This window comes from Schleiferilactobacillus harbinensis, assembly GCF_008694105.1.
In the GTDB taxonomy this organism is placed as follows: Bacteria; Bacillota; Bacilli; order Lactobacillales; family Lactobacillaceae; genus Schleiferilactobacillus; species Schleiferilactobacillus harbinensis.
Genome location: NZ_CP041364.1, coordinates 1,603,527 through 1,630,200 on the forward strand (window position 1 = coordinate 1,603,527; position 26,674 = coordinate 1,630,200).

Consider the following 26,674-nt stretch of genomic DNA (forward strand, 5'->3'; position numbering starts at 1 on the left):
CTTCGCCTGCCTTTCTCATTGGGCGTTATTATAATCCTCCGCGCTCAGCGCGTACAGCGCTTGGATCGCCGCGGCGGCCTGGGTGGTATCAACGCCCATGGTCAGGTTGATGCGGGCGGCGCCCTGACTGATGATCACCGGGGCAATTTCCACCGTGGCCAGTTGCGTCAGAATCTGGGCCACCAAATCTGTCCGATGCGCCAGTCCCTCCCCGACCACGACCACCATCGCCAAATTCGGAATCCAGCGCAGCACATCCGGCTGGACTGCCGCCCGAATCTCCCGGGTCATGGCCGTCTGAACCGCGGGAATCACCTGCTTCTGGGAAAATATAATCGTCAAATCATCCACCCCCGCCGGCATTTGCTCATAGCTTACGTGGTACTTGGCCAACACCTGCAGGATTTGCAAGGGGAACCGCACTTCGCGGTTCAGCAGGTAGCGGTGAATGTACAGGGCAATATGGCCGTTGCTGGCAGCAATTCCAGTGATCAAATGATGATGGTTGACCTCTTTGGTCGGTGCGATGAGCGTCCCCGGGGCCTCGGGGTCGTTGGTATTCTTGACGTTGATCCGCACATCCCCTTGAATGGCCGGGACAATGGCTTCGTCGTTAAAAACAGAAAAGCCGGCACAGGAAAGTTCCCGCATTTCGCGATAGGTCAGCGTATTGATTGCCCGGGGATGGGCAATGATCTGCGGATCGGCAGCATAGATGGCCGACACATCAGTAAAGTTCTCATACAAGTCCGCGTGCAGGCCGCGGGCGAGAATGCTGCCGGTGATGTCCGACCCGCCGCGCGCAAAGGTGGCAATATGGCCCTGGGCGTCGTAAGCAAAAAATCCAGGGACCACCAGAATTTCATCCGCTGGCAATGAGAAATTTGCCAGCCGGTCATAACTATCCGGCAGCAGCTGAGCCAGCCGCGGCGGTCCAGCAACCACCATGCCCAAGTCCTGGGGCGATACCCACCGGGCCGGCAGGCCTTCGTGCTGCAAAACGGCGGCGATCAGATGCGCGTTCATCCACTTGCCCTGGGCTAAAAAGGCCGCTAATAAGTACTCAGAATTGGGATAGTCTGATTCCTGCAAGGTCCGCAAGTGGGTGCGAAAATGATCGGCAATGGTCTCCCCGGCCAAGTCAAAGTAATCGGCAATGCTCCGATACCGGCCCAAAATCTGCCCCAACAACGAGGCCGTGTCCTGCCCCGCCAAAATAGCCGCTGCCAGCTCGCCCAGCAGATCGGTCACCTTAGCATCCCCGCCAAACCGCTTCCCCGGCGCCGACACCACCATCACCCGCCGCCGCGGATCAGCCCGCATGATCTCCACCGCCTTAGCCACCTGCGGCCCATTAGCCAAAGATGACCCGCCAAATTTAACAACCTTCACGATCAGTTCCGCCCACTTTCTCCCATCCGTTCCCAATTGGCTCTTAGTTAATCGATAATTCATCGAATTGTCAAGTGATGAGAGCCAAAAATCTAAAAGCTTGACAACCCCGATTTATCTGTTTATCATCGTGGTTAATCAATCAAAGAGCAGCGTAAACGACGAGAACAGGAAAGTAGCAAAGCCGAGACTGTACAGAAAACTCACACCAGCTGAGAGTGAGGTAGCCAGGCGGCGCGAAAATGGCCTGCGATCGGTGCATCGAACCTTCGGGTAAGACTGCAATGGCCGGCATCCATTACCATGCACGCGTATGACGACGCATTATTTGGCGTCTGTACGTTGGCGAGGTGTTTTGGCGTAAGCTGAAACACAAATTAGAATGGTACCGCGGAAAATCCGCTTCTAGTCACACTAGAGGCGGATTTTTTTATTTGCCAAAAGCTGGTCGGCGCCGACCAGCAAACTCGTACACGCCGCTCAACTCATTTTTTTAAACCAAACGGAGGAATCAATCATGAAGAAATCAATCAAACGCACCCTGATCACCATCGCCCTGGCCTTGCCGCTCTTCTTCTTACTCGCGGCTTGCGGCAGCGGTAAGAGCAGTTCCGCCAGCTCCTCATCGGCCTCGTCAGCATCCCTGAAGACAGTCCGCCTGGGCATCATGGGCAGTGACGACCGGATCTGGAAAGCCGTCGGCAAAGTGGCCAAGAAGAAATACAACATTGACTTAAAGCTCACCAAGTTCACCGATTATAACCAACCCAACGCAGCATTGAGCGATGGTTCCATCGACCTGAACGCTTTCCAGCACCAATTCTTCCTGGATAATTGGAACAAAGCCCACAAGTCGGACATCGTCAGCATTGGTGAAACCATCCTGGCCCCGATCCGTCTATATTCCCAGAAAATCAAGTCCGTCAAAGATTTCAAGAAGGGGGACGAAATCGCTATCCCCAATGATGCCACCAATGAAGGCCGCGCATTGAACGTCCTGGCCACCATCGGCTTGATCAAGCTGGACAACAAAGCGCTGCCCACCACGGCCGACATTAAGGAAAACAAGCTGGGCTTGAAGATCACCGCTCTGGATGCGGCCCAAACCGCCCGGGCATTGTCTGATGTCACTGCCGCCGTGGTCAACGATGGTGTGGCCAACGACGCCAAGCTGGACCCGAATTCCGCCCTGTATGTCGAGAAAGTCAACAAGAAGTCTGAACCTTACATTAACATCATTGCCGCCAACAAGAAGGACGCCAAGAACAAGACTTACCTGGACCTGGTCAAGGCCTATCAGACGGAAGCCACCAAGAAGCTCTTGAAGGAAATCTACAAGGGTGCCGACATTCCGGCTTGGGACATCACGCTGAAGTAAGACTTGCGAAAGGAGGACCTGTTTAATGAGTGTCGATAAGCAGCAGATCATCAGTCAATTTACCAAATACCTCGCCGAATACGTCGCCATTCCGTCGGTGTCCGCCCAAAAGAAAGGCATCCCGGAAACGGTCGCCTTTCTTAAAGAATTGATCACCAGCTTAGGCGGTCAAGCCGAAGTCTTCTCCGACTGGCCCAACCCGGTGATCCACGGAGAATTCACCCCGGCCCGCGTGACCGCGGCGACGCCAACGATCCTGTTCTACAATCACTATGACGTGCAACCGCCGGAACCGTTGGAATTGTGGGATTCTGAACCCTTCACCCTGACCGAAAAAGACGGCCTGCTGGTCGGCCGAGGCACGGCGGATTGTAAAGGCGACCTCATCGCCCGGCTGTGCGCCCTCACCTTGTACCACGAAGAACACGGCGACTGGCCGTGCCGGGTGAAGTTCCTGCTGGAGGGTGAAGAAGAAATCGCCAGCCAGCATTTAGAGAACTATTTGGAAAAATACGCCGACACCTTCAACGCCGACGTTGTGGTCTGGGAATCCGGCAGCAAGAACGCCCAGGAACAGCTCCAAATCACCGGCGGCAATAAGGGCATTTGCTGCATTGACCTGGTGGCCACCACGGCTTCTGAAGACATCCATTCTTCCACCGCGGCCTACATTGAGGGCGCTGGGGTCCGGCTGGTCCAGGCCTTGAGCACGTTGCGGGCTGTGGGAACGAACGAATTGCTGATCGATGGGTTAGCGGCTAAGATCGTGCCGCCCACGGACCGGGAAAAACAGCTGGTCGCGGCGGAATCCGTTGATCCAGCCGCCATCAAGGCTGCGCACGGGCTGACTCGGCCATTTCTGACCAAGGATATCGCGGGCGCAGCGGCTTTCTCCCCCACCCTGAACATTGCCGGCTTGACCGGCGGTTACGAAGGCGAGGGGGTCAAAACGGTGCTGCCCCACACCGCTCGGGCTAAGTTGGATATTCGACTGGTACCGGATCTGGACCCGGAAGAAGTTGCTGAGTTGGTCCGCCAGCATCTGGCCCGTCACGGTTTCGGTGATATTAAGGTAGAATACTTGATGGGGGAAAAGAGTTACCGCTCCGGCCTGGACGCCCCGCTGGTCACCCGGATCACGGATGTCGCCCAGACGGTCTACGGCAGCGACAAAGTCGAATTGCTGCCCAGCTCCGCCGGTACCGGCCCGATGTACTTGTTTAATCACTATCTCCACGCGCCGCTGCTCGCTTTCGGTGTGGGTTACGCCAAGAGCGGCCCCCACGCTCCGAATGAGAACATCCGCATTAGTGATTTCCATCAAGGCATCGACTTTCTCACCGATATATTCGCAGATTTAGCCAAGTAATCAGGCATCGTGGAATAACGTGCGCACCGATCTGCCAACCCCGGATCGGTTTGTGCGTTCTTCTATAGAAAGAAAGGGGCAACGCAACTCACATGGCAACCATCATTGACTTGAAAGACATCACCGTCACGTTCAAGAACAAAGCCAGCACGGTCCACGCCGTTCAGGATGTTTCTTTGCAGGTCGAAGCCGGGGACACTTACGGCATCGTCGGCTACTCCGGCGCCGGCAAATCCACGCTGGTCCGAGTGATCAATTATTTGCAAAAGCCCACCAGCGGTACCGCCATCGTCAATGGCCAAGCCCTGGGCAAGCTGGATAAAGACCAGCTGCGGGTCGCTCGGCGCAAAATCGGGATGATCTTTCAGCACTTTAATCTGATGAATTCCCGCACGATTGCCGGGAACATCGAATATCCCTTGCGCTACAGCAAACTGACCAAGGCCGGTCGGGCCAAGAAAGTACAGGAACTGCTGGCACTGGTCGGACTGAGCGATAAGGCAGACGCCTACCCCGCCCAGTTATCCGGCGGTCAGAAGCAACGGGTGGGGATTGCTCGGGCCTTGGCCAACGATCCGGAGATTCTGCTTTGCGACGAGGCCACCAGTGCCCTGGATCCTAAGACCACTGGGGAAATCATCGACCTCTTGAAACGGCTGAACCAGCAGCTGCACATCACCATCGTTTTCATTACCCACGAAATGTCTGCCGTGAAGTCACTGTGCAACCACGTGGCGGTTATGGAAGACGGCAAAATCGTGGAACGCGGCGCATTGCTGGATATTTTCTCCAATCCCCAACAGGCGCTGACCCGCGACTTCATCAATACAGCGACGCAATTAGATACGGCGCTGGCAGAAGTGCGCAAGCAGCCAGCGGTGATCAATCTGCCAGCCAATGCCCGGCTCGTGCATTTATCCTACACCGGGGCCAGCACCGACCAGCCGCTGATTGCCAGCCTTTACCAACAATACGGTATCACCGCCAACATTCTGTATGGGAACATTGAATTCTTACAGGATGTACCGGTGGGCAATCTCATTGTTATTCTGACCGGGGACACGACGAAACTGCCCACAGCCTTCTCCCAATTACGGGACCAGGGCGTCACGGTCACCTTGCTGGATCCGAAAGGAGATGCGGTGGACTAATGTCTATTCTGAATAAGTTTTTACCCAACGTGATGCCCATCTGGGACCAGGTTTGGCAGGCGACCTTGGAGACGCTGTACATGACCTTCTTCTCAGCGATCATCGCAGGAATCTTGGGCCTGATCGTTGGCATCTTGCTGGTGGTTTACGATCAAGGCGGCATCATGCCTCACCCAGCGGTCTATAGCATTCTGGATAAGATCGTGAACATCTTCCGGTCTATTCCTTTTGTGATTCTGCTGGCTGTCATTTACCCTCTGACCCGGCTCTTAGTGCACACCACGATTGGGAATACTGCTGCCCTGGTACCGCTGGTCGTGGGGACGATCCCCTTCTATGCCCGTCAGGTGCAAAACGCTTTGGTCCAGGTGGACGGCGGGATCATCGAGGCTGCCCAAGCAATGGGGGCGTCGAATATCGATATTATCTTCCGCGTTTATTTGCGGGAAGGCCTGCCGGATTTGATTCGGGTGTCTGTCTTGACGCTGATTTCCTTGATTGGCCTGACGGCGATGGCTGGGGCAGTTGGCGCTGGCGGCTTGGGCAATCTGGCGGTGTCCATCGGCTACCAGCGGTTCCAGAATGATGTGACCTTTGTGGCAATGATCATTATTTTGATTATGGTGTTCATTGTCCAAGGGGTGGGCGACTGGCTGACCCGGTTGACCACGCATGTATAAAAATAAAGCCGCAGCCCGCGCGGGGTTGCGTCTTTATTTTTGAATTTATTTGGGATCAGCTTTGCTGAACAATTCTTCTTGGGTGACATCGTAGTAATCGACGTGATCGGCATGGTGAACGCTCACGAGAGCGCCAGGACGGTCATCATCTAATGTTTCCACATGCAGCTCAGTACCGGGTTTGATCACACATAAGTGCAAAGTGCCGTCAACGTGTTCGAACGCCCGCATGGGTTTGTTGACCGCGTATGTAGCGCTGAGTGATTGTTGTGCTAGCATAACGATTTCCTCCTTCTTTTTACCTTCTGACTTATTATACTCATTGACGCAGCAATTACCATGAAGTTTGCTTAAAAAATTCAATAACAATAATGTCACCGCATTCAATGCCGGAATGGAAGTCTTGTGATTTTTACTTTCTATTTACTGAAAACAGGTTATCCTGTGAAGCTGGCAGCGTATCCTAAAAGTATTAATGGGAGGTGATCCATCACCATGATGGAAGAACAAGACAAAACACGATGGTTTGGTATTTCTGCCCTGGTTTGTGTGGTCCTGATGGTAATCGCAACATTTGCGGATTTGGCCATCAGCAATACCGTCATTGACTACGGCAGCTGGTTCGGCACATTTTTCCAAACCTTTGGGGAATTCCCGGTCTATTTTGTTTATATCATCAGCGGCGAAATTGCCATGACTTATGCCTGGCGGAAGAAAGCACGGCCTTTATTCGCCGGCAGTCTCGCCCTGGGCGGGTTCGTCTTGACGGCGTGGCAGACCAAGCAGTACGTCAATGAAGAGGGCAGCTATATTGCGGCCATCCAAAACAATCTGAAAAACGGCAAACCCATCGGCATGGCCAACAGTGACAGCGCCGCCGTCGCTTTGCCGGTGGCGGTGAATATCACCGTGACCCTGATCTTGCTTGTGGTCATCTCTATTCTGGTCCAACTGTGGCTGGCCAAGAAGAGTGACGCACAAATTGCCCAGCTGATGCTGGTGGCGGTCTTCGCCACGGCCACAGCCTGGTTTGCATCCCAAGCTAACGCCACGCTGAAACAGGATTGGGGCCGTGTCCGGCCCTATGAACTGAATAAAGCCCAAAGCGACTTTACCTCATGGCTGCACCCCAACGGCATCACTGGTCACAAGTCCTTCCCCTCTGGGCACACCATGGCGGCCACGCTGGCCATTGTCTTGTCTTGGTTTGCGACGGGCAAAGCCCGCCAGCGCTGGTTTGTTTTCGGCATCCTCTGGGGCGCTTTGGTCGGTCTCAGCCGGGTGCGGATCGGCGCCCATTTCTTCTCTGATGTGACTTTCTCATTTTTCTTAACAGCCCTGATCATCTACATCTTTGCTGAATTGATAACTTACCTGATCAACAAACGCGAAGCAATCTTACAGTAAGTGTACCGAACGCAAACAGCGCCGCCAGCTCAACTTCTATGAACTGGCGGCGCTGTTTTTGACACTACTGATTAATTTCGGTGACCCGCATGTTCCGGTCAATCGTATTTCTGCCGGTGGCATAGTCGAACTGCAATTGCGGTTCCACGTTCCAAATATAGACGTTGAAATTCAGCTGACCATCCGATGATACGGCTTGGGACCAATAACCTCGGGGCATCAATTCATTCCCCCGAAAAACCGTGGTCACCTGATAGATCACCCGCGCGCCACGCCCCAAGGCGTCCCGCACGGCTTGTTCATAGACCTGCATCGTCTTCTGGTTAGAAAATTCAGTTTGGGTCGCTAGATTCTTCGGGTTGTCGGAACTGCCCTCGGCCCCGGTCTGGGGCACGCCGTCACTATTCAAATTGAAGGTCATCGTATAGGCAATCAAATGGCCGCGATTGACGACGGGGATCCGGTCCCCATTGATCACCCGATACTCTTGATGCCAGCCGGTGGGCTGCCATTTCTGCGCTGGCCGACCGGCAGAACGGCCCAAGTTGGACCGTTGCAGATACGCCGTCACGGTGGTCGTTCGGTTCAGATTATCCAGATTGCCATAAGCAATGTGGTTGCTCTGCCAGGCGCTCATGGCCAGCGTACTCTTGCCGCTGTTGACATTGATCGCGGCCGGGTTGCCGGATTGAAAGGTCAGTTTGGCTAAAGCCGCATAAGTGGCCTGCCAGTTGCTATCGCCCACGGCTGAGGACGACGCAGCGGTGCTGCTTTGACTCGTGCTGCTGCTCTGGCTGGCTGCACTGCTGACTTGGCTGCTCGGCGCTGCATCCGAATGGGTCGTCCCGCTGGGCGTACTCGCGCCGCCGCCAAAACGGGCGACGGCGAAGGCAATGATGGCAATGACAATCAGGGAACCGAGGGTGATATGAACGGGTTGTTTCTTCCCTCGGCGATGGGTAGGTTTACGGCGTTTCGCCACGGTTAATGATCTTCCTTTCTGGCGGCTTGGGCCGCTTCATGCTGCAGGGTCACACTGACGACCCAGGTGGACAGGGGCACGGTGGCGACTACGCCCACGGTGGAAAGCAAAACGGAGGCCGCTTCGCTGACGAAGAGTTTATCGTTGAACAGCAGCCCTGGGGCATATTTCAACTGAACAAACCAGATAAACAACGCCAGGTAGGAACCGAAGAAGCCGAAAAACAGCGTGTTCAGTGCGGTGCCGATGATCTTGCCGCCGATTTCTTGACCGTCTTTGAACAGCTGGGCCGGGGTAATATCCGGTACTTGATCAGCGACTTCAAACAACCCGCTGGTCACCGCAATACTGGCCTCGGCGACGGCGCCCAAGGCTGACAGCATCAGGATACTGACGACGATCTGGCCAAAGGACACCCCGATCAGCAGCGAAAAGCCGCCGATATCCTCCCCAACCTCGTTACCAAAGCCCTGGATGTTGCCAAAGAACTGGATCAGCCAGGCCAACCCGGCCAGAATCAGCATCACCCCGAGAGAAACAACGTAGGCGATCCGCGTCACCCGGTTGCTGGCGGCACTGAAAAAGACAACCACCGCGAGGATCACGGCACTGGCCAGAATCGTCGTCAGCACCGGCGGCGCCCCGAGGCCGAACAGAGTCACAGTAATAAACAGCAGGACAAAGTTCAATAGGAGGCCGAAGAAAATAGTCAACCCGCTCTTACCGCAAACCAGCACGAGCAGGACCAGCAGGATCACCCCTAAGAGACTGATCACACCCATTATTTACGCCCCCCTAAGAACAGCATACTGAGGAAACTCGTCAGCGGTACCGTGACGACGATGCCAATCGCGCTCACCAGAGATTGAACCATGCCAAGATACATCGTCCAGGTGAACGTTTGGCTGAAGCTGTTCCCGTTGTTTAAGTACAGAACGGCCATCGGGAAGGTGTCAGCCATGAAGATCAGAAAGAGGATGCTGATCAGTGGCCCCACGATCTCCCGGCCCACAGTCATACCAGATCGAAAGAGCTGCCAGCGGTGAACGTCTGGGGTTTCAATCACGATTTGCGCCAGCGCGGAGGAAATATCGGAAGTCTCATCCATAATTGCCCCTAAGGAGCCAATCATAATACTGGCCCAAAAGATTGGCTTAGGCTGTTGCAGCGCATAAGCCACCGCCTCATAATGCAGGCCGTTACCGCCGGTGACCTGCAGCACCAGCACAAAAATACCGTAGGCTAAAAAGGTGCCGCCCAGAGTCGCGATGCTGGACACCAAAAACTGCCGTTTAGGGCCTAAAATCAGGAGCAGCGTCACCAGCGTAAACAAAACATTCAGGGCCGCAAAGATCCACAGCATGGACGCCCCATAGCGCAGCAGCTCGAATTGAATGGCCAGCAAAAACAGAGCGATGTTTGCCACCACACTGAGGATGGCGATCGCTCCCTGCCAACGCATCACCGCCAACAAGACAACGGCCACCAGCCAAATCAGAAAAACGATCACCGTATCTCGTTTTTGATTCGTAATCGCCAGTTTAGTCCGGGCCTTATCCTGCCAGCTGATAAATACCTGCTGACCGGTCCGATACTGCTGATCCACCGCCCCGGAACGGGTATATACATTACCCGTACGGTAGGTTTTACCCCGGTTGGCGCCATTGAGCATTTTGACCGTCAGCGTCTGCCGCGTCTGATAATCTGTATTATTGTGTTCATCAAGGTTCTTCTTAGTGCTGCCGGTCTTTACCGCGATCACTTGGCCTACCGGTTGGGTGTACCAGGTGGCGTTGACCCGAGTCAGTACCAGCGCGGCGATCCCCGTCATCAGGACGACGACTAGGGAAAGCCACCAGTGTTTCATCTGCATAAGATTGGGGATCCTTCCAAACAATATCGTCTAACGCTTTGGCTTCCCCATCAAAGGGAGCCTGTAAAGTAATTTTACCAATCGTGTTCTTGGTTTCAAGCATGGCCTGAGCCTGGCGTAAATTACGGGCATTGATGCCGTGAAAATTATAGGCAATGGTTGAGCGCAGCGCCCCAGCGTCCAGCAAGGCACTCAGCCGTTGCAGAATCTGGCCCTGGGTCGCCATTTGATAAGCGTAATCACTTTTAGAAAAAACATATTCCCAATCCAAACTAACGGATTTGTTCTTCAGCCAGGCCACCGGCAATGAATCATCGGTGGCCACGATTGAGCCAACATGGCCCATGGGTGCGATCAAATCTGCGATTGCCCCAAAATAAGGTACGGGATCATACAGGGTGGCAATGTAGTCCACCATATCGTACCCCAAAGCCTGGACTTGCGGAGTTAAATCGCTATGATAATCCGCTAATTTATGGATTCCGTATTTTTGCAGCCAGGGCCAGTTGACGCGACTGGCGACGGCGATCACGTCCAGACCGGCCCACTGGGCGAGCTGGACCAAAATACTGCCCACCCCGCCGGCGGCATTGATCACCAGCATGGACCCATGGGTCGCATGCGCCGCGGCGGGGATACTCATTCGTTCAAACAGCAATTCCCAAGCGGTGACGGCGGTCATCGGCAGCGCCGCGGTTTGGCCCAGCGTCAAACGCTGGGGGGCTTTGGCAATCAGGCGATAATCCACCAGCTGATATTCAGCATTGCTGCCCGGGCGCTGGGTGGAACCAAAATAAAAGACCCGGTCGCCGACGGTGAAGTCCCGCACATCGACGCCCAACTGGACGATTTCCCCCACCGCATCGAAGCCCAAAACATGCGGCCGCTTTTGGCCGTGCAGCGCATGGCGAATGCGCACATCCACCGGGTTGACTGAGATCGCCAAGATTTTAACCAGTACATCATTCGGTCTGGGCGTCGGCACAGGCAGCCAAACATCTTGCAGACTCGCTTCATCACGAATTGGCAACGTTTGGAAAGCCGCAATCGCCCGCATCATTTTGGGCACCATCTGCTCATCTCCTTGTCCATAGTATAACAGTCCGACCGGTGGGAACATTGATAACTGCTCATACATCCGCCCACACCACACCATACCCGGGCAGGATGGTACAATTAAGTTAAGAAAATAACAAAGGAGTGCCTTTATGACCGCATTCATCACGACCCTCCCCATGTGGGGCCTCGTTGCGATCTTTCTCTTGACCCTCGTTCTCCTCACCCGGGCGGCGGATATTCTCGTGGATCACGCGATCCACTTGTCCCAGGATGCCGGCATCTCAGACGTCGTCATCGGCGCCACCGTGGTTGCGTTAGGCACCACCCTGGCTGAAGTGGCCATCGCTGTGTCCGCCATCTTTCAAGGCGTGACCGACTTCTCCGTGGGCAACGCCACCGGCTCCGTCATCACCAACATGAGTATTGTGCTGGGCGTCGGGGCTATTGCCGGGACGATTCCGGTCGCGCGGCACAATCTCTCCCGGGTGCAGCTGCTGCTCACCGCATCCCTGCTGCTGATTTTTGCCGCCTGTCTGACCCTAATGTCTGGCCGAGGATATATTCCCCGCTGGGTCGGGATCGTTTTCCTGCTGCTGATTCCCGCCTATTTGTACCTGATCATTCGCCAGAATAATCAGGATAAAAAGAAAACAGCCAGTACGCCGGTACCGGCACCGCCGGATAAAAAAACAGCGACCTGGGTCCGCCTGCTCTGGATTATCGGCACCGGTCTGGTCATTGCCATCAGTGCCAATGCGCTGGTTGATGCCAGCGTGGAAATCGCTGGCCGGCTGCATATCAGTGACGCCATCGTGTCCGCTACAGTGGTCGCGCTGGGCACCAGCTTTCCAGAATTAGTGACGGCTTATTACGCAGCCAAAGGCGGCTTTGGCGGTCTGGCGCTGGGCAACATCATCGGGGCCAACGTCATGAATCTGCTGCTGGTAAACGGCCTGACGATCGCTTTTTCGCCAGCCACCATATATTTGCCTAAAGTTTTTTACTTCGTGACTTTCCCCATGCTGCTGTTGGTCCTATTATTAGTAGGATGGTTCATCATTGACGGCTCCCGGGACGAGATCGACAACAAAGAAGGGATTGCCCTGGTGGTCGTTTACGGGCTGTATGTTGCTGCCTATATTTTTGTATTATGAGAAGGGAAGAAAGCATACCTATGGAATCCACTCATGCCGTTGGCTGGTTCGCAGTCAGTGCCGTATTCGGCGTGGCCAGTCTGGTCAGTGCCATTATCGTTGCCAACCCGGCGTTCCGCGGTTTTGCCATTTTATTGGCCGGCCTGATCGCGATGTTTCTGACCACGATCTGCTACACGTTGTACATGAGCAAAGAAAAACACCAACGGCGGCTCGTCCTCACCTTACTGGGGGCCGTCGTTGGTGCATTAACGCTGATCTATATTTTTGTGATGCCCTAACTGATTGATTGTCCGCCTTCCGGCCGGCTCTGGCGGAAATCCACTGCGGCACCGATCAAGTTGGCTTGGCTGCGGTAATGGGCCAGGGCTAATTCCGGCATCCAGGGCGCGATTTTGACTTCGTCCAGAATATCCTGCAAATACCGCTTCAGCGTCGGAATCAGCCAATCAGCCTGGGACACGCCGCCGCCAAGAATCACCTTATCCGGATCAAAGGCATAACTGAGATTGAAAATTGCCGTAGCCAGTGCCTTGTAGAAAGTCCGGGCTTCTTCCTGAGCAAGGGCGTCGCCCTGTTGGGCCAAAGCAAACACGGCCTGGCCATCATAAGTTTTGCCGTCCGCTTTCCGGGCGGTGTAGCGTTCTGCCATGTGCACCGGCGAGCCCAGATCACTGAGCGTATTGTGACTGTCCATGAGCATGAAGCCGAATTCCCCGCCAAATAAATGGCGGCCGTGGATTACTTGATGATTGACGATGACGCTGCCGCCAATACCGGTCCCGATCACAATGAATAAGAGATTGCTGGTACCTGCGCCGGCCCCGCTGGCCAGTTCCGCCAAGGCGGCACAATTGGCATCGTTCTCCATACTGACGGGCAGGCCAAAGTGCTTCTCCAATTCTGGAATAATCGGAAAATTATGAATATACGGAATCGCACTGGCGCCTTCAATGACGCCAGTTTTTTTATTCACTGCCCCCGGTGAGCTGTAAGCGGTCGTTAAACGGGTATATGGTTCGCGCCGTAGCCTCCTTGTATGCTTGAGTCATCAAGTGCACAAGGAGGCTTTTTATGGTTCAAATTAAAGATATTGTGCCGGTTCAAATGACAGATCGGACACCCAGCACTGGTGGGAAGCCCCAGATAGCTGCTCGAATCAAGCTCAAAGATGCCGAAGTGATTTTTTATAATGGTGCTGATCGGAGCACTCGGCACATCGTCTTACAGGAGTTGACTGGTAATGTTCCCCAATATCCAAGAACTTAACATCTACATCATCTGTGGCAAGACTGACCTCCGCAAAGGAATTGACGGTTTAGCTGCCTCACTGCGGGAACTCTATGGTGAGAACGAAGTCCCGTACGACCACTCACTATTCCTATTTTGCGGCAGTCAGCGGGACCGGTTCAAGGCCCTTTACTGGGATCGCAGCGGCTTCGTCCTCTATTACAAGCGGTTCGAGAACGGCCACCTGCAATGGCCCCGCAACCGGTCCGACGTACAACGACTAAGCCATTACCAGTTAAAACGATTGATCACTGGTCTAAGTATTATTGAGAGGCGTACCATTCATGACCGCAGGGTCGGATATACCAATTAAATGTGGAAGAGGATGCCAAATGAAATTTGGTATTACCTCTTCCTTTTTATGATCTATAAATGATATAATCCAATAATCAATAATTCAGGAGGGCCACACATTGGTCGACCCAAAAAATAGCATTGCACTCGCAGATGCCACCCCCGAGCAATTACGGACTATCGTCCAAAATTTACTCCACGAAAACCAACAGATGCAGGAGCAGCTGGCCGTATTGAAACGTGTTCTCTATGGTCGTCGCCGCGAATCCAGCCAAAATTTGCCCGATGGGCAAACCAACCTCTTCAACGAACACGTGCTCACCCAGGAAGAACAAGCAGCGGTCGCCAAGGCGAGTGGCGAAGACGAGCCAGTCAAGAAACGCCCTAAGAAAGTGGTTCACCGAAAATCGATGGACCTGAGTCAATTACCACAAAACACTCGCGACTATACTTTAGACACTGAAGATCAGATTTGCCCAGGATGTGGGAAGATGATGGCCGATATTGGGCGGACAGCCGTACGTAAAGAGGTCGACTTTGTCCCCGTTAAGTTGTTGGCCACCACTGTTTACCAGCACACTTACGTCTGCACTAACGAGCAGTGTTTACAAGACCACGGTAAGGTAATCACCAAGAAAGCAGACGTACCGAAGCCCGTGATCTCCCACAGTATGGCTTCAAATGCGGTCGTGACCGAATCAATCTTGACCAAATTTATCTATAAAGTGCCGGATTACCGGCAAGAAAAGCTCTGGCATAATCGTGGCGCAGATTTTACCCGGCAAGCCCTGTCTGGTTGGCCTATCAAGGCAGCCGAAGAATATCTGCGGCCGCTCTACAATTTGATGCATCAAGAACTGCTGGCCCAGGATATCATTCACGCCGATGAGACGCCCTACCGGGTGCTCGCCATCAAGAAGGCCAAGACCTATTACTGGGTTTACACCTCAGGCAAGTTTGCGGAGCATCAAATTATCCTGTATGACCACGGCGACACCCGCGGGTACGGCGAAGCTGAGCGCTTCCTTAAGGGATATACGAAATACCTGCAGACCGATGGCTATGCTGTGTATCCCCGGTTGCCGGATCTGACCAATGTTTATTGCTGGGCGCACGTCCGGCGGAAGTTCGACGAAGCGGTTACCGGTGGTGATACCGGATTGGCACCCATTGGTCGGCAATACTGTAATGAGATGTTCCACTTGGAACAGGGATGGCGTGGCCTGCCCGCAACTGAGCGACTTGCGCAGCGTAAAGAACACCTCCAGCCGCAGATGGATGCCTTCTTCAAATGGTTGTTTGAATTGGGTGACAGTTACTTACCGAAATCCAAACTTGGTCGCGCAGTTGAATACGCACTGGGCCATGAAGTAGGATTACGGGCGGTTCTCCAAGACGGCCGGTTGGAGTTATCCAATAACCGGGCCGAACGAGCCGTCAAAGAGCTGGTGATGGGCCGCAAAAATTGGCTCTTCTCACAGAGCAAACGCGGCGCCGTAGCGACGGGCATCTTATTAAGTGTGCTCAAAACTGCAGAGATAAATCACCTCGACCTTCGTCAATACTTGAACTATTTGTTTGCGGCATTACCTAATTTGCCGGTGCCCGGGGACTTGACGGTCCTACAGGACTATTTACCCTGGTCACCGAAAGTGCAGGAGATCTGCCACGAATAAATAATTCGAGTACAGCAGTGGCGCAATCCTTATGTTAGAGGGTTGCGCCACTTTTTCATATACGCCCGTTTAACGACCTCTTACGGTGAGCTGATACCCACGCCCACTGGTGCATAGTCTGCTTTGGCCTGCTGGACGATGGCCGTCAGGGCCGCATAATACCCCGCTAAATCCTTAGGGGTCGGCACACTGCCTTGACTCACCAGCTGATCATCATGCAGTACGCCGTGTTTGATCGACGTCCCGCCCACATCAATGACTACGAGATCTGACATATCGTTTCTTCCTCTCTGAACCATTCTCATTCCAGTTTAGCAGATGCTGAAGCCGGTTGCAGAAAAATGCAATCGGTGCCAGTTTAGAATCATTATTGAAACGGTCATGAAAATAGCTTATGCTAGTTTCGAGGTGATTTTCATGGTAACTCACGATATCCAACTGACCAATGGCCGGCAGCGTACCGCTTTTATCGGCACACTATTGCTGGGCACGTTCGGCATGTCCATCAGTCAGTCGTCCTTATCTACGGCGTACCCCACGCTCATGCGTGAATTCGCCATCCCGGCCAGCATGGTCCAATGGCTCACCACTGGATTCATGCTGGTCATGTGTTTGTTAATTCCCACGAGTCCGTGGCTATTACATAACATTCCATTCAAGAAATTATTTGTCAGTGTCGTGCTCACATTCAGTGCCGGCACCCTGCTCTGCGTCGTGGCGCCAACGTTTTGGGTCCTGGTTTTGGGCCGCATGCTGGAGGCCGTCGCCGTCGGTATTATTTTTCCATCGTACCAAACTGTTCTGCTGATCATCACGCCCGTCCCTGGCCGAGGCAGCGTCATGGGGCTGGCGGGCTTGATCATGGGCAGTGCCCTGGCAGTCGGGCCCATCGTGTCGGGGGTCGTTTTGAATTTCACCAGCTGGCGCGGACTCTTCGTCCTATTCCTGGTGGTCATGGCCATCGTCTTGCTGCTGACTCCCTGGGCGATTCAGGATGTCGTCGGTCAGTATCCCAGTGAGATCGACGGCTTGTCCGTGGTATTGGGCTTGGGCTTTATCGGCGTGCTATACGTGCTGACCGAAAGTGTTTCCGCTGATCCACAATGGGGTCTTTTAGGCGGTTTGCTGGTGGCCAGTGTCCTGGCGATTGCCTGGTTCATTTATCGCCAGCTGCACCGGGATAAGCCGTTGTTGAATCTGCGGGTCTTCACCAGTGGTATTTACACGAAATCCGTCTTTCTGACCGGAATTTCATACATTGCCCTGATCGTCACAACGATCTTGATGCCGCTGTATTATCAAAACGTGCTGGGCACGTCCGCCTTGGTTTCTGGCCTCGCAATGGTCCCAGCGGCTGTTGTCTTAGCTTTGCTCAACCCGATCAGCGGCCGCTTGCTGGACCGGATGGGCGGCAAATGGGTGGTTTTGATCGGCCAAAGTCTGATCGTCGTCGGTATGGCCGCGATGATTTGGGCCGCCAGCCAACGCCTGCTGGTCCTATCGATCATCATGGCCGCCTTCATCGAAAGCGGCAACGCCTTCGTCATGATGCCCAGTGTGACCATGGGAGCCAATGATTTACCGGAAGATCTGGTCGCCCATGCCACGGCCGTCACGACCACTGCTCGGCAGTTGTTCGGCTCCGCCGGCGTCGCTATTGCGACTGCCCTGCTGACGCTGTTTACCAATCAAAACGCCGGTTTAGGGAAGATCCCCAGCCAAGTCGTCGGCTTCCAATGGACGTTCTTCATCTTCGCGCTGGTTGGTGTCGGTGGCGCGCTGATTGCCTTGACGCTGCCGAAGGGCCAAGTCAAGAATTCCAGATAAGACCACATTTCGAAATTACGCCACCTAAACGTCACAAATTCTTCGCAATTTCCAGATAATATAGAAAATGTCAAGAGCGAGGCAGTTAATGTAAGTCCTCGACTTGATTGCCAACAACAGCAAGCAACCAAAACTTTTTCTTCATGTTGATTTTCCTCCCCCAACAACCTATCCAACAGTTCAGCCAACCAGCCTCCCCCTGGCAGTTGAACAATAAAAAGTAAGCACCGTCGACCCGATACCAGGCGACGGTGCTTCTTTTTGTACAGAGGGCGCAGGCCGACGGTTAGCGGCGTAGGCAGAAGGGCGAAGGACCAGAAAACCCGCGCTTAGGTTTACTGGTCCTTCACCCTTCTGCCCTAGCCGCTGTCGGCCGGAGCCCGTTTACGCGGAGGCTGTCAGGCCCTCACTCCGCCGGCCGCTCGCCCAACCGATGCAGCTCACCAGCATAAATTCCAATATACTGACCATCGCCAGCTTCACGGTAACTTTGCAGCGTCACACTGATCGTATACCGGCCGCCGTCCCATGTTTGCCGATAAGTCATCGTCTTGGGCGGTAATTGGCCTTGGAACACCCGCACGACGCCGTCAATATTTCCATCGTAAACGATCACTGAACCGGCGGTATCCGCGCTGGCCGTCGTACTGGGCATGGCCGCCGTAATGCCTAATCCAGCCGCCACCGCCAGCAATGCTGTCATTATCTTAGCTTTCATGGTGCCCACCCTTTCTCTTAACTGATTATCCAATCACCCAACACTATCAGCATAGTCAATAATATCGTCAGTGCCGTTAAATTGCTTTTGTGCAAGCGATTTATTCAGCAAACCAGCATATTGCCGTACTAAGCAAATTAAAAAAGTGATGTTCTCGAACCGGCCTATACCAGATTCAAGAGAGAAAATGCCCACCATAGCCAAATTACTGACCACAGCGGGCATTATCTGCTTTGTTTAAATTAACTAATGAGCCTCTTCAATATGCCGATTCCGATTCGATACCACAAATAATTGCGGTGCGATGGAGGCCAGTACGCCCAGGACCACCGCCACGTAAATCAATCCCAAAACAGCACTGATCCCGTTAACATACAGGCTGAACAGCCACACATTCCAGCCTTTGGGGGCATAAGGACCCCAGTAGAAGACCCCAGCAATGAAGTGGAAGAAATACTTGGCAATGGTGCCGATTAGGCCGCCAATGAAAATATAGCCCACGGCCATGCCTAACTTGCGGTCCTTCAAAGCGTCTCGCAGCGGCAGGGCCACTAAGCCAGCCAGACCGAGGACACCGAACGCGACCGGATATTCCATGATAATCTGGAGCGGGTTCAACAGATTGCTGCCGCCGCGGAGCATGGCATCCAGCAAGCCCCAAATCAAACCGGCGATTGTTCCCACCTGCCAACCCCGCCGCTCAGCAACCAGAATCAACGGCAGCAAGCCCCACTGCAATTGAATCCCCAACCCGCCGATACTATGGGGAATATAACTCAGCGCCATGGCCAGCGCGGCCATGATGGCGCCCTCGATCAAACCGCCGAGGGTAATCTTCTTCTTCAACATAAAAAAGCCTCCCTAATGTTTGAGTTTCCAAGCACAAAGGAGGTATTTTTCAATACCACGCACAATTCCTACGCTCGCATTAACGAACAGGTTCGAAGGGTCCGATTACTCGTTCTCAGCCAGATGGCTCCCCCTTGTGTGGTTTCTCATTTAGTTTTTCAAAAGCTATCATACCATAACTGGATTGCTTGGCAAGGCCCTTCAGATTACGGCTGACCGTACAAAAACTTATTAATCTTATTCAGCACCAGCGAGTCATCATGGAGCATGCTGTGTTCCCCCGGCAAGCCGCGAACTTCGATTTCACTGAAGGACTTAACGATGGGCGCCAAAATATACCGAATCGATTTGGCTGAGATCACGGTGATGTACTTGTCCGTATTCGTCCCATTGTTCAGGTTGCCGAACACATTTAACACCTTGGCATCTTTTGGGAACCGATTGCGGCTCAAGAGCATTTCTAAATAAGTCGGGTTCATCAAAATCGGTCGGCCGCTCCACGTGAAGCGGTTGAAATTCGGCAGATCGCCCAACGCAACGACGCCATCAAAGGGACCGCCCACCAGGACCAGCTTATTCAGCTTGGGAAACTTCGGATTATCGTAATTCCGCATTTCGGCAAACACCAGCGCTGTGGCACCAACTGAATGGCCCACCGCATTGTATTGGGTGAAGCCGTAGCGTTCTTGCAGGGCGGGCAGGACTTTTTCTAAATAACGCGAAATAAACCGGGTACCGACCCAGTTATCCTTAAAGACCACCTGCACGATGGGATGCGGGTCGTTGGTCCAATTCCCCGCGTAGGACATCTTGCCGCCGCCCTCGTAAGTGACCTGCAGCCAGCTGTCCTGGCGGGTCGCTTTGGCCGCCGATTCCACCATCTGCTGGGTCGAATGGGCGCCGCCGCGGAATCCGTGGACGTATAATGTGGGAATTTGTTTGACTGAAAAATTGCCATCGTTGGCCGGCAGATCCAACCGCTGCTGAGCCTGAGCCTCCACCTTCTGCGATGCCGCCCGCCGTTTCGAAAACCGGGTAAACACCGGCAGCAACCCCGCGCCGGCAATGAAGCCGGCCAAAACCGCCCCTAGGTCGGTGATTGTTTCGCGTTCCAAAATCTTTCCTCCTCGAATATTGACCTATCTACTATAGCATAATGGCGGTAAAACAGCTTGAAATCGGGACAGGCGCGTGCTCACAGGGCCTTCACAACTATTTTTAATTTTCATATTGCCTTTTATCATTGTTGGTGGTATCTTTAGGCCATCATAAATCAGAGGAGGGTTGTCCCATGATGCTGCGCGAAAAGATTTTCTCTCGTTTTGCATTGGTGTTCTTTGCCGATGCACGCCAGAAAATTGAATCGGCAGCCTAATCCTCTGAGTAAGTGGGATTAAGGCACCTGCTTTTTGTGGTGCCTATCATCCATCGTTTATTTTTTGAGCCGCAGCTGCCGACGCACAGTTGACGGCTTTTTTGGTTTCCGCAAACAAAAGATAAACGAGAGGATGATCAGCATGGATAAGCATTTACGGCACTATCTCTGGGAATTTAAGGGACCAAATTCATTATTAGTGATCATCGTACTATTCATGGCGGTGATGCAGACCGCCAACGGGATTGGCAGCGCCAATGCCTTGACGGCACTGGTAGCCGGCCAGTTTCCTAAATTTTTTCTCTGGGTGGGGCTTATGACCGCGGCCTATGCCCTGTACTGCGGTCTAATGGGCGTGCAGCAATATCAGTTTTCGCGTTGCCGGCAACTGATGAATACCGCTATTCGCCGAGACATCACCGCTCGGCTGAGCAATACCAGCTACGAAGTCTTTCACAGCCAATCACCGGCAGTCTATGCCTCTTGGCTGACGAATGATGTCCACACCATTGGGGTCAACGGATTCTACGATGCCTTGGAAATTGTCGAGTCTTCCTTTTCCGTCATCTTTGCCGCGGCAGCCCTCACGGCATACCACTATTCCCTGAGCATCGCAGTATTGGTTTTGGCCGTGGTCGTGTATCTGGTCCCCAAGGCGTTCGACACGTCTTTACAGGCCCATTCACTAGCGATGACCCACGCCAATGAACGGTTGATGGGCCGTATCTCAGATGTGCTGAGCGGCTTTGATGCTTTGAATTTACTGAGCCTGCGCAAACTCCTGGTCAAGCGGACGGTGGCCGCCTCCAACGACGTGGCGGTCCACGTCAATTCCTGGCAAAAAATGTACGGCATTACGAATGCGACGATTTGGGGTACGAGTGCGATTTGCCAAAACCTCGTTCTACTGCTCACCGGCTACTTGGTATGGCAGCACCTGGTCCCTGTGGGCACGGTGAATGCCAGCATGAATTTTGCCGGTCTAATTTTCTCCGGTCTGACCAGTGTCATGTCCTCCTATATGGACATGAAGAGCATTATTCCCATTTTCAATAAGTTCGATCAGGTACCGGTGCGGGACACGGCAGGGTTAGAAAAAATCGCTCCGTTCACCACGGCCCTGCAGATGCATGATATTACCTTCGCTTATAGCGAAGAGAGTCAGCCAATCCTGCAAAACTTCTCCCTAACGGTGGCTAAAAACAAAAAGTATGCCCTAATCGGCCCTTCCGGCAGCGGTAAATCGACTGTTCTGAACCTGCTCATCGGCAACCTGACAAATTACACCGGCACTCTGCTGTACGACACGACAAATTACCGGCAAATTCTCCCGGACAGCCTAATCGCGCAGGTTACCTATTTGGACCAGACACCGTTTATGTTCAACGATACGTTGAAAAACAATTTGACCATGGGCGAACCTTATTCTGATACGGCGGTGGCAACCGTCATCCAACGGGTTGGCCTGGCCAAGATGGTGGCTGATCTGCCCGGCGGTTTGACCACAATGGTGGAAAAAGACGGCCATAATCTCTCCGGCGGTCAGAAGCAGCGGATCGTGCTCGCCCGGGGATTGCTCCAAGGCCGACAAATTGTTTTTATGGATGAAAGTACGGCTTCTCTGGATCCGCTATCGGCCCAGGCCATTGAAGAAATGATCGTCACTGACCCGCACTTAACCGTGGTCATGGTCACCCACCACCTGCGGCCGACCATTGCCCAACAGGTGGACCGGGTGATTGACAGCACCGAATTCGTTCCCGCTTAGCATATTCTATTCAATTTACTTGTTTGCGCAAAAGCAACTTACGCCCTGTAAGCTGCTTTTTCTGGCATACTGAACATAAGTGGTGGGATTGATCACTGCCTGTAAGGAGGAAACAAACATGAAAAGATGGGGATATGCGCTACGTTTTGAACTGCGCAAACGGCCCTTGGTCTGGCCAGTTGTCTTACTGTTGGCAATTGGGTTAAGCGTTGGCTTTTGGCAGCAACGCCAGGCTCAGACGCAGTTTCTGCAAAATTATACGCAAAGGCTGGACAAACAGTATGTCGGAAATAAACAAATGGGGCGTGCCGAACTGATTTCTTTTAAAAAATCACCCACTGCCTATCACCAGTGGTACATGGATTCGCTCGCCATTAACTTATCTAAAAAGAATCAAACAACTGTGTTGCCAGGGTTCGGTATTCGCCTGTACGCAAATATTGAAACTATGAATAACGTGTTATTGAACAGCATGGCGCGCACCTATAGCCAATTTCAATACATGCGGCGCCAAAAAATCACACCAATATACCCGGACAGCTTGGATATTGAAACGAGTACTGGTGATTTGGACGGGCTGAGTACCCAGGACACTCAGATGGTGCTGCGCGATAATCCCCACTACTATTTGCAGGGCTGGTATTACCTCTGGTACTTGATTCGCGCCAATAGTGTCATCCTGCTATTTTTGGTGGGTATTCTACTGACGGGCCGGCAATGGGCTAAAGAGCTGGCCAATAAGAAAGCCCACAGCGATTGGCTGCTGTTGCAAGGACAACGGACGTTGGCACAACTGGGAAACCAATTTAGTATCATCTTCTATACGTTTGCTCAGATTGTTCTGTTACCCCTAGGACTGGTTACGCTCGGGATTGGACTCGGCGCCGGCTGGGGCGACTTGCGGTATCCTGTGTTCGGCTTCTCCAACCCTGAGGGCCTGGGCCTCGCCGAAAGCTTTATGCCGCTGCGCAGTTATCTGTTCCAAGCATTCGGCTTAATCATTTTGCTGATCCTTTTTCTCACTTTGCTGAACATGGTCTTCGCTCAGTTATTCCGGAATAGCTGGCTGACGACGGTGGGCCTGTTGCTGGTAGTGGGGATCACCCAAGTGATGCCGGCAATTCCAAATTTTCCGCTTACCTATTTCCGAATCAACGAGACGATTACCGGTATCTTGCAGAAAACCGCGGATAGCGACGCGTTACAGCCGCAAAGTGCGCTGCTCAATTTGAGCTGGTGGTGTCTGGCTCTGTTGATCATCGTTTTGCTGCCCATCATCAGCCAGCAATTCCACCAGTTTTGGCGGACTGCCTCACACCGGTACCTGCAACAAGCGTAGCCAGCGCAAATCGGCCTGGTAGATCGCTGGATCAACGGTTTGAAAGAAAGCCAGCTTGGTTTTAATAGCTAGCAAATAATCTCCATCCCGAGCGTCTAGATAGTTGGCTGCCAGTTCAATCAATTGGGCCCGGTAAGTGATCAGCACACTGTTGGCTCCCGCCAGATACTGTTTGGCATCATGGATCATCCGGTACGTCGTATTCCAATCCCCCTGACGGAGCCAAACCACTGCCAGCTTAGCCAGCGACGAGCCCACCAAGCCGGTGTAATCCGGCAATCGATTGGCCGCAAAAGAACGCATCATATTCCGGTACAAGCGCAGGTTCAAAGCCGCCGAAAGCGACGGTACGGCTTGGTTGAAAATAAAATATTCCAGTTTGAACCAAGTCGGCTCTTCTGTCAGATAATCTGCAATCCGATCCTGGTCAGTGGCTGCAAACTGATACTCCGGCACAGTGATCCGCGTGATTGCCCCATTGACCACCATAACCAAGATTTGAGCCGGAATGCTCCCCTCCGTATTTTGCTTAAGCACCTGCACAGCCTCTTGCAGAGCTGGCCGATCCGCCCGCCGATCGGCCAGCTGAATATCGTCCATCAATCGTTCAATCACCGTGGGTTGTAAGGCACCAACGATATTGAAAAATTCGGTGCCGCTCATCCCCGCTGAATGCAGGAGGGCAATTAGATTAGCCGTGGAAATCATCGCCAGGCCGCGTTCAAACCGGGACACGGTACTGGCGTCCAACCCGCCGCGTACCTGATCAATCGTTAGGCAGCGGCGCACTCTGATTTCGTGAAATATCTGGCCATAGCGCTTAGCAAGCTGATCGATCATCAAACTTCCCCCCTTATGCTATAGGATACTTGTTTTTGTCATCAATACAACCAAGCGTTGGAAGACCTATACGTTACAATTTCAATGATTGGTGAGACTTAAATCGGTGATTCTGTTGAAAGGAGTGCTTTTAACATGATGACCACCCAAAACAAAACGCAACCTGTCAATTTTATCCAAGCCATGAAGCTTTTCTACACCAGAGCGTTTGATTACAGCGGTAGGAGCAGCCTCTCGGAGTATTGGTGGTCAGTACTGGGCGCTTTGCTCATTATGACTATTCCCACAATGCTATTTGCATGGGCAGGCGGCAATGCAGATACCACTACCGGCAATCTGTGGTTAGTAATGGTTCCCGAAGCCTGGCACAATGCACCAATCTGGACGGGTATCTTCATCATTGCTTTTGTCATGGCCGTTGTTCCCATGATGGCCCTGATCGTACGCCGCTTTCACGATGTCGGCCTCTCCACGTGGTGGGGCGTTTTACTGGGCATCGTCCCTTATGTCGTCAATGCCAGTCAAATCTTCCGTCGCAACGGCATCGTCTTGATTGTGATTCTAATTGCATCAATGCTTGATCTGTATATCATTTGCAAGCCGAGTGCACCGACTGAGTAATTAACAGGCAACACAAAAACACACCCGCTGAAAATATTCGGCAGGTGTGTTTTTGTATTAGCATGACCGCGTTAAGACCGCATCAGGTCAACCAGCCCAATGATAAACTCGCCCAACAGGCAAGCCAGGGAGATATACCCAATCAATGCAAACCCGGTGGATTGAATTTGCACCGTGGTAATGGCGCCCTTAGCAAACATCAGCACGAACAGGAACGCGTAGCCGATGACGCTGAAGACCCCCGCCCCGAACCGGATGAGCGGTGACGAGCGGCGCTTCCAGAAACTGAAGACAATAAAAATCAGCGGGCCAATGGCGGCGACCACTAAGAGCAGGTAGCGCAGCGCGGCGGGTGATGTCAACTGCATCTTGCTCAGCAGTGAGGTGCCATTGCTGAAGTCGACCAAGCTGGCAGTATTAGAGAAGTAGCCTGGAATATAAACTCCGAGCATCACCACGAAGGAGAAGATGGCGCCTAAGATATCAGTCACGCCGATATGGAACTTCTCTTTGGGCTCAGCCGCCTCATCGTCGACCGCGTACTGATCCTGATCTTGGTCAGTCTGATCAGTCGGTGCGGCACCGTAGTCATTATTGATCGGGTCGTAGCTGCTGGCCGCGGATGCACTGTCTGGGGCAGCGGAAGCAGTATCAGCGGCGTAGTTGTTGGCCGTATCATACTGCGGTGCCTGCGGCTGGGCAGCTTGGCCGTATTGATCAGGTGCTTGCTGATATGGTCCATCTTGCCCCTGATTCGGTGCTTGATAGGCGTCTGCCGGCTGGGCCTGCGGCTGCTGCGGAGCGCTTTGATAATTGGCCCCGGTGCTGCTGCCGTAAGGATCGGTATCCGTTGGTGCGGCTGACCCGTAGGCGGGCTGCTGCGCACCGTAATCCGGTTGCTGCGGCGGCACTTGGTCATTCACCGAAGCATACGCATTGCCGCTGGGCGTGCCGTAATAGTTAGCGTTCTGCTGCGGGGCCGCATAGGAATTATTCTGACCAGCGAAATCAGCCGGGGCCCCGGATCCCTGCGGCTGCTGCCACGGTTGATCCTGGGGCGCACTGGCTGGTTCCGGCTGGGCCGGTTGCGGTGTGAACCCGGGATAAACCGGAGCCTGATCGTATTGATCAGCGGCTGCCTGATTAGCCGCGGGCTGCCCTTGGCCTTGGTCCCAGGTCGGCTGACTGGAGAAAGTCGGCTCCTCCGGTTGCACCGGACTGGGCTCTGCCGGCGTATCCGCCGTCAAACCCAAGGTCCCATTTTGTGGTACTGTGCGCTCACTGGTCCGGATTGCAGTCGCGGATTGGTCCCCCTGTTGGCCATCCCCTTGAATCGGCTGCAACAACTTTAACTGGGCCACCCCCATGACCATTTGCCGGGCCCGTTCCGTTAACGGATAACCGCAATTTTGGCAAAAGTTCTGTTGTGAGCTCACAGGGTAGCCACAATTTGGACAATACTCCACCGTTCAACACCTACTCCCTTATCTACGATTACGCTTCAAAATCTAGTCTAGCTCAATTATACCGGTATTGCACGGACAAATACAACGGTGACAACCGTTCCCCCCAGGAGAAAATAAAAAAACAGACCAAGGACCCGCGCAATGCGAATTCTTGACCCGTTTCAGC

The 26,674-nt window shown here is 53.3% G+C and carries 26 protein-coding genes, 1 pseudogene and 1 riboswitch; of the genes and pseudogenes, 14 read left to right on the plus strand and 13 right to left on the minus strand.

All coding sequences use genetic code 11. The features are described from left to right. Nucleotides 1-15 precede the first annotated feature (15 nt). Nucleotides 16-1,392 carry an aspartate kinase gene (locus FMM01_RS08175; RefSeq protein ID WP_150392176.1) on the minus strand — a complete coding sequence of 459 codons (1,377 nt, stop codon included), beginning with the start codon at nucleotides 1,390-1,392 and terminating at the stop codon, nucleotides 16-18. A 517-nt stretch (nucleotides 1,393-1,909) separates the two neighbouring features. On the opposite strand from FMM01_RS08175, the gene FMM01_RS08180 reads away from it, so the two are divergent. From FMM01_RS08180 to FMM01_RS08195, 4 genes are all read left to right on the plus strand, one after another. Beyond that, nucleotides 1,910-2,770, plus strand: a complete 861-nt coding sequence (locus tag FMM01_RS08180; protein ID WP_150392177.1) for a MetQ/NlpA family ABC transporter substrate-binding protein — start codon at nucleotides 1,910-1,912, stop codon at nucleotides 2,768-2,770. Between the two features lie 25 nt (nucleotides 2,771-2,795). After that, nucleotides 2,796-4,139 (plus strand): M20/M25/M40 family metallo-hydrolase, encoded by a 1,344-nt coding sequence (locus FMM01_RS08185; protein WP_150392178.1) that lies wholly within the window; start codon nucleotides 2,796-2,798, stop codon nucleotides 4,137-4,139. Nucleotides 4,140-4,240: 101 nt separating this feature from the next. After that, nucleotides 4,241-5,290: a methionine ABC transporter ATP-binding protein gene (locus FMM01_RS08190; RefSeq protein ID WP_190973494.1), complete on the plus strand. Its 1,050-nt coding sequence runs from the start codon at nucleotides 4,241-4,243 to the stop codon at nucleotides 5,288-5,290. Next, entirely contained in the window at nucleotides 5,290-5,970 is a 681-nt protein-coding gene (locus tag FMM01_RS08195) for a methionine ABC transporter permease (protein WP_027829695.1), read from the plus strand. The genes FMM01_RS08190 and FMM01_RS08195 overlap by 1 nt, the downstream gene beginning before the upstream one ends. 45 nt (nucleotides 5,971-6,015) lie before the next feature. On the opposite strand, the gene FMM01_RS08200 is transcribed toward FMM01_RS08195, so the two are convergent. Beyond that, nucleotides 6,016-6,249 (minus strand): hypothetical protein, encoded by a 234-nt coding sequence (locus FMM01_RS08200; protein ID WP_027829696.1) that lies wholly within the window; start codon nucleotides 6,247-6,249, stop codon nucleotides 6,016-6,018. Nucleotides 6,250-6,465: 216 nt separating this feature from the next. Here FMM01_RS08200 and FMM01_RS08205 point away from each other — a divergent pair, with 216 nt between their 5' ends. Beyond that, nucleotides 6,466-7,377 carry a phosphatase PAP2 family protein gene (locus FMM01_RS08205; protein WP_336495160.1) on the plus strand — a complete coding sequence of 304 codons (912 nt, stop codon included), beginning with the start codon at nucleotides 6,466-6,468 and terminating at the stop codon, nucleotides 7,375-7,377. 64 nt (nucleotides 7,378-7,441) lie between these two features. Here FMM01_RS08205 and FMM01_RS08210 read toward each other — a convergent pair whose 3' ends face one another. Genes FMM01_RS08210 through FMM01_RS08225 form a run of 4 tightly spaced genes read right to left on the minus strand, consistent with a single transcriptional unit; the run spans nucleotide 7,442 to nucleotide 11,304 of the window. Then, complete coding sequence (locus FMM01_RS08210) at nucleotides 7,442-8,359, minus strand: DNA/RNA non-specific endonuclease (protein ID WP_063516563.1); 918 nt, start codon at nucleotides 8,357-8,359, stop codon at nucleotides 7,442-7,444. 2 nt (nucleotides 8,360-8,361) lie between these two features. Continuing rightward, a complete protein-coding gene (locus tag FMM01_RS08215; protein ID WP_063516564.1) occupies nucleotides 8,362-9,141 on the minus strand; it encodes a YibE/F family protein in 780 nt (259 codons plus the stop codon). Beyond that, on the minus strand, nucleotides 9,141-10,190 hold the full coding sequence (locus FMM01_RS16475) for a YibE/F family protein (RefSeq protein ID WP_162921626.1): 1,050 nt from the start codon (nucleotides 10,188-10,190) through the stop codon (nucleotides 9,141-9,143). The genes FMM01_RS08215 and FMM01_RS16475 overlap by 1 nt, the downstream gene beginning before the upstream one ends. Continuing rightward, nucleotides 10,093-11,304 carry a zinc-binding alcohol dehydrogenase family protein gene (locus FMM01_RS08225; protein ID WP_051225505.1) on the minus strand — a complete coding sequence of 404 codons (1,212 nt, stop codon included), beginning with the start codon at nucleotides 11,302-11,304 and terminating at the stop codon, nucleotides 10,093-10,095. Before FMM01_RS08225 ends, FMM01_RS16475 begins: the two co-directional genes overlap by 98 nt. Nucleotides 11,305-11,440: 136 nt before the next feature. Between FMM01_RS08225 and FMM01_RS08230 the strand changes: the two genes are divergently transcribed. Further along, entirely contained in the window at nucleotides 11,441-12,445 is a 1,005-nt protein-coding gene (locus tag FMM01_RS08230; protein WP_150392180.1) for a sodium:calcium antiporter, read from the plus strand. A gap of 20 nt (nucleotides 12,446-12,465) precedes the next feature. After that, nucleotides 12,466-12,726 carry a hypothetical protein gene (locus tag FMM01_RS08235; protein WP_027829702.1) on the plus strand — a complete coding sequence of 87 codons (261 nt, stop codon included), beginning with the start codon at nucleotides 12,466-12,468 and terminating at the stop codon, nucleotides 12,724-12,726. Here FMM01_RS08235 and FMM01_RS08240 read toward each other — a convergent pair. Beyond that, nucleotides 12,723-13,460, minus strand: a pseudogene (locus tag FMM01_RS08240) (ROK family protein); the annotation flags it as partial. The gene FMM01_RS08235 and the pseudogene FMM01_RS08240 sit on opposite strands and share 4 nt — an antisense overlap. 59 nt (nucleotides 13,461-13,519) lie before the next feature. Here FMM01_RS08240 and FMM01_RS08245 point away from each other — a divergent pair. The 3 genes from FMM01_RS08245 (at nucleotide 13,520) to tnpC (ending at nucleotide 15,705) form a co-directional block, all read left to right on the plus strand. Beyond that, on the plus strand, nucleotides 13,520-13,714 hold the full coding sequence (locus FMM01_RS08245; protein WP_150391512.1) for a hypothetical protein: 195 nt from the start codon (nucleotides 13,520-13,522) through the stop codon (nucleotides 13,712-13,714). Next, nucleotides 13,689-14,048, plus strand: a complete 360-nt coding sequence (gene tnpB, locus FMM01_RS08250; RefSeq protein WP_057824131.1) for an IS66 family insertion sequence element accessory protein TnpB — start codon at nucleotides 13,689-13,691, stop codon at nucleotides 14,046-14,048. The genes FMM01_RS08245 and tnpB overlap by 26 nt, the downstream gene beginning before the upstream one ends. A 100-nt stretch (nucleotides 14,049-14,148) precedes the next feature. Further along, on the plus strand, nucleotides 14,149-15,705 hold the full coding sequence (gene tnpC, locus FMM01_RS08255; RefSeq protein ID WP_150391513.1) for an IS66 family transposase: 1,557 nt from the start codon (nucleotides 14,149-14,151) through the stop codon (nucleotides 15,703-15,705). 80 nt (nucleotides 15,706-15,785) lie between these two features. Here tnpC and FMM01_RS08260 read toward each other — a convergent pair whose 3' ends face one another. Then, a complete protein-coding gene (locus FMM01_RS08260) occupies nucleotides 15,786-15,980 on the minus strand; it encodes an ROK family protein (RefSeq protein WP_150392181.1) in 195 nt (64 codons plus the stop codon). Nucleotides 15,981-16,122: 142 nt separating this feature from the next. Here FMM01_RS08260 and FMM01_RS08265 point away from each other — a divergent pair, with 142 nt between their 5' ends. Then, the gene (locus tag FMM01_RS08265; RefSeq protein WP_035441410.1) at nucleotides 16,123-17,532 is read left to right on the plus strand and encodes an MFS transporter; all 1,410 of its coding nucleotides are present in this window, start codon (nucleotides 16,123-16,125) and stop codon (nucleotides 17,530-17,532) included. 406 nt (nucleotides 17,533-17,938) lie between these two features. Here FMM01_RS08265 and FMM01_RS08270 read toward each other — a convergent pair whose 3' ends face one another. From FMM01_RS08270 to FMM01_RS08280, 3 genes are all read right to left on the minus strand, one after another. Then, the gene (locus FMM01_RS08270) at nucleotides 17,939-18,250 is read right to left on the minus strand and encodes a hypothetical protein (RefSeq protein ID WP_150392182.1); all 312 of its coding nucleotides are present in this window, start codon (nucleotides 18,248-18,250) and stop codon (nucleotides 17,939-17,941) included. 246 nt (nucleotides 18,251-18,496) lie between these two features. Next, a complete protein-coding gene (gene thiT, locus FMM01_RS08275; RefSeq protein ID WP_150392183.1) occupies nucleotides 18,497-19,099 on the minus strand; it encodes an energy-coupled thiamine transporter ThiT in 603 nt (200 codons plus the stop codon). Nucleotides 19,100-19,147: 48 nt separating this feature from the next. Next, nucleotides 19,148-19,243, minus strand: a riboswitch (TPP riboswitch). Nucleotides 19,244-19,305: 62 nt separating this feature from the next. After that, nucleotides 19,306-20,214: an alpha/beta hydrolase gene (locus FMM01_RS08280; RefSeq protein ID WP_223850026.1), complete on the minus strand. Its 909-nt coding sequence runs from the start codon at nucleotides 20,212-20,214 to the stop codon at nucleotides 19,306-19,308. A gap of 402 nt (nucleotides 20,215-20,616) precedes the next feature. Between FMM01_RS08280 and FMM01_RS08285 the strand changes: the two genes are divergently transcribed. Next, nucleotides 20,617-22,242, plus strand: coding sequence for an ATP-binding cassette domain-containing protein (locus tag FMM01_RS08285; protein ID WP_190973486.1), 1,626 nt, complete (start codon nucleotides 20,617-20,619; stop codon nucleotides 22,240-22,242). A gap of 118 nt (nucleotides 22,243-22,360) precedes the next feature. Further along, nucleotides 22,361-23,581 (plus strand): hypothetical protein, encoded by a 1,221-nt coding sequence (locus FMM01_RS08290; protein ID WP_150392185.1) that lies wholly within the window; start codon nucleotides 22,361-22,363, stop codon nucleotides 23,579-23,581. Here FMM01_RS08290 and FMM01_RS08295 read toward each other — a convergent pair. Further along, the gene (locus FMM01_RS08295) at nucleotides 23,555-24,421 is read right to left on the minus strand and encodes a helix-turn-helix domain-containing protein (protein WP_150392186.1); all 867 of its coding nucleotides are present in this window, start codon (nucleotides 24,419-24,421) and stop codon (nucleotides 23,555-23,557) included. The two genes, FMM01_RS08290 and FMM01_RS08295, sit on opposite strands and share 27 nt — an antisense overlap. A gap of 135 nt (nucleotides 24,422-24,556) precedes the next feature. On the opposite strand from FMM01_RS08295, the gene FMM01_RS08300 reads away from it, so the two are divergent. Beyond that, nucleotides 24,557-25,042 (plus strand): DUF805 domain-containing protein, encoded by a 486-nt coding sequence (locus tag FMM01_RS08300; RefSeq protein ID WP_150392187.1) that lies wholly within the window; start codon nucleotides 24,557-24,559, stop codon nucleotides 25,040-25,042. Nucleotides 25,043-25,113: 71 nt separating this feature from the next. Here FMM01_RS08300 and FMM01_RS08305 read toward each other — a convergent pair whose 3' ends face one another. Beyond that, nucleotides 25,114-26,508 (minus strand): zinc ribbon domain-containing protein, encoded by a 1,395-nt coding sequence (locus tag FMM01_RS08305; RefSeq protein ID WP_150392188.1) that lies wholly within the window; start codon nucleotides 26,506-26,508, stop codon nucleotides 25,114-25,116. Nucleotides 26,509-26,674 lie beyond the last annotated feature (166 nt).

Excerpts from the sequence above, each read along its gene's own strand:
- FMM01_RS08200 (WP_027829696.1), bottom strand. The coding sequence starts at position 6,249 with ATGCTAGCACAACAATCACTCAGCGCTACATACGCGGTCAACAAACCC.
- FMM01_RS08265 (WP_035441410.1), top strand. The coding sequence starts at position 16,123 with ATGGTAACTCACGATATCCAACTGACCAATGGCCGGCAGCGTACCGCT.
- tnpB (WP_057824131.1), top strand. The coding sequence starts at position 13,689 with ATGTTCCCCAATATCCAAGAACTTAACATCTACATCATCTGTGGCAAG.
- FMM01_RS08245 (WP_150391512.1), top strand. The coding sequence starts at position 13,520 with ATGGTTCAAATTAAAGATATTGTGCCGGTTCAAATGACAGATCGGACA.
- FMM01_RS08225 (WP_051225505.1), bottom strand. The coding sequence starts at position 11,304 with ATGGTGCCCAAAATGATGCGGGCGATTGCGGCTTTCCAAACGTTGCCA.
- FMM01_RS08230 (WP_150392180.1), top strand. The coding sequence starts at position 11,441 with ATGACCGCATTCATCACGACCCTCCCCATGTGGGGCCTCGTTGCGATC.
- FMM01_RS08285 (WP_190973486.1), top strand. The coding sequence starts at position 20,617 with ATGGATAAGCATTTACGGCACTATCTCTGGGAATTTAAGGGACCAAAT.
- FMM01_RS08270 (WP_150392182.1), bottom strand. The coding sequence starts at position 18,250 with ATGAAAGCTAAGATAATGACAGCATTGCTGGCGGTGGCGGCTGGATTA.
- FMM01_RS08205 (WP_336495160.1), top strand. The coding sequence starts at position 6,466 with ATGATGGAAGAACAAGACAAAACACGATGGTTTGGTATTTCTGCCCTG.
- FMM01_RS16475 (WP_162921626.1), bottom strand. The coding sequence starts at position 10,190 with ATGACGGGGATCGCCGCGCTGGTACTGACTCGGGTCAACGCCACCTGG.
- FMM01_RS08215 (WP_063516564.1), bottom strand. The coding sequence starts at position 9,141 with ATGGGTGTGATCAGTCTCTTAGGGGTGATCCTGCTGGTCCTGCTCGTG.
- FMM01_RS08290 (WP_150392185.1), top strand. The coding sequence starts at position 22,361 with ATGAAAAGATGGGGATATGCGCTACGTTTTGAACTGCGCAAACGGCCC.
- FMM01_RS08260 (WP_150392181.1), bottom strand. The coding sequence starts at position 15,980 with ATGTCAGATCTCGTAGTCATTGATGTGGGCGGGACGTCGATCAAACAC.
- FMM01_RS08295 (WP_150392186.1), bottom strand. The coding sequence starts at position 24,421 with ATGATCGATCAGCTTGCTAAGCGCTATGGCCAGATATTTCACGAAATC.
- FMM01_RS08235 (WP_027829702.1), top strand. The coding sequence starts at position 12,466 with ATGGAATCCACTCATGCCGTTGGCTGGTTCGCAGTCAGTGCCGTATTC.
- FMM01_RS08185 (WP_150392178.1), top strand. The coding sequence starts at position 2,796 with ATGAGTGTCGATAAGCAGCAGATCATCAGTCAATTTACCAAATACCTC.
- FMM01_RS08300 (WP_150392187.1), top strand. The coding sequence starts at position 24,557 with ATGATGACCACCCAAAACAAAACGCAACCTGTCAATTTTATCCAAGCC.
- FMM01_RS08195 (WP_027829695.1), top strand. The coding sequence starts at position 5,290 with ATGTCTATTCTGAATAAGTTTTTACCCAACGTGATGCCCATCTGGGAC.
- FMM01_RS08180 (WP_150392177.1), top strand. The coding sequence starts at position 1,910 with ATGAAGAAATCAATCAAACGCACCCTGATCACCATCGCCCTGGCCTTG.
- thiT (WP_150392183.1), bottom strand. The coding sequence starts at position 19,099 with ATGTTGAAGAAGAAGATTACCCTCGGCGGTTTGATCGAGGGCGCCATC.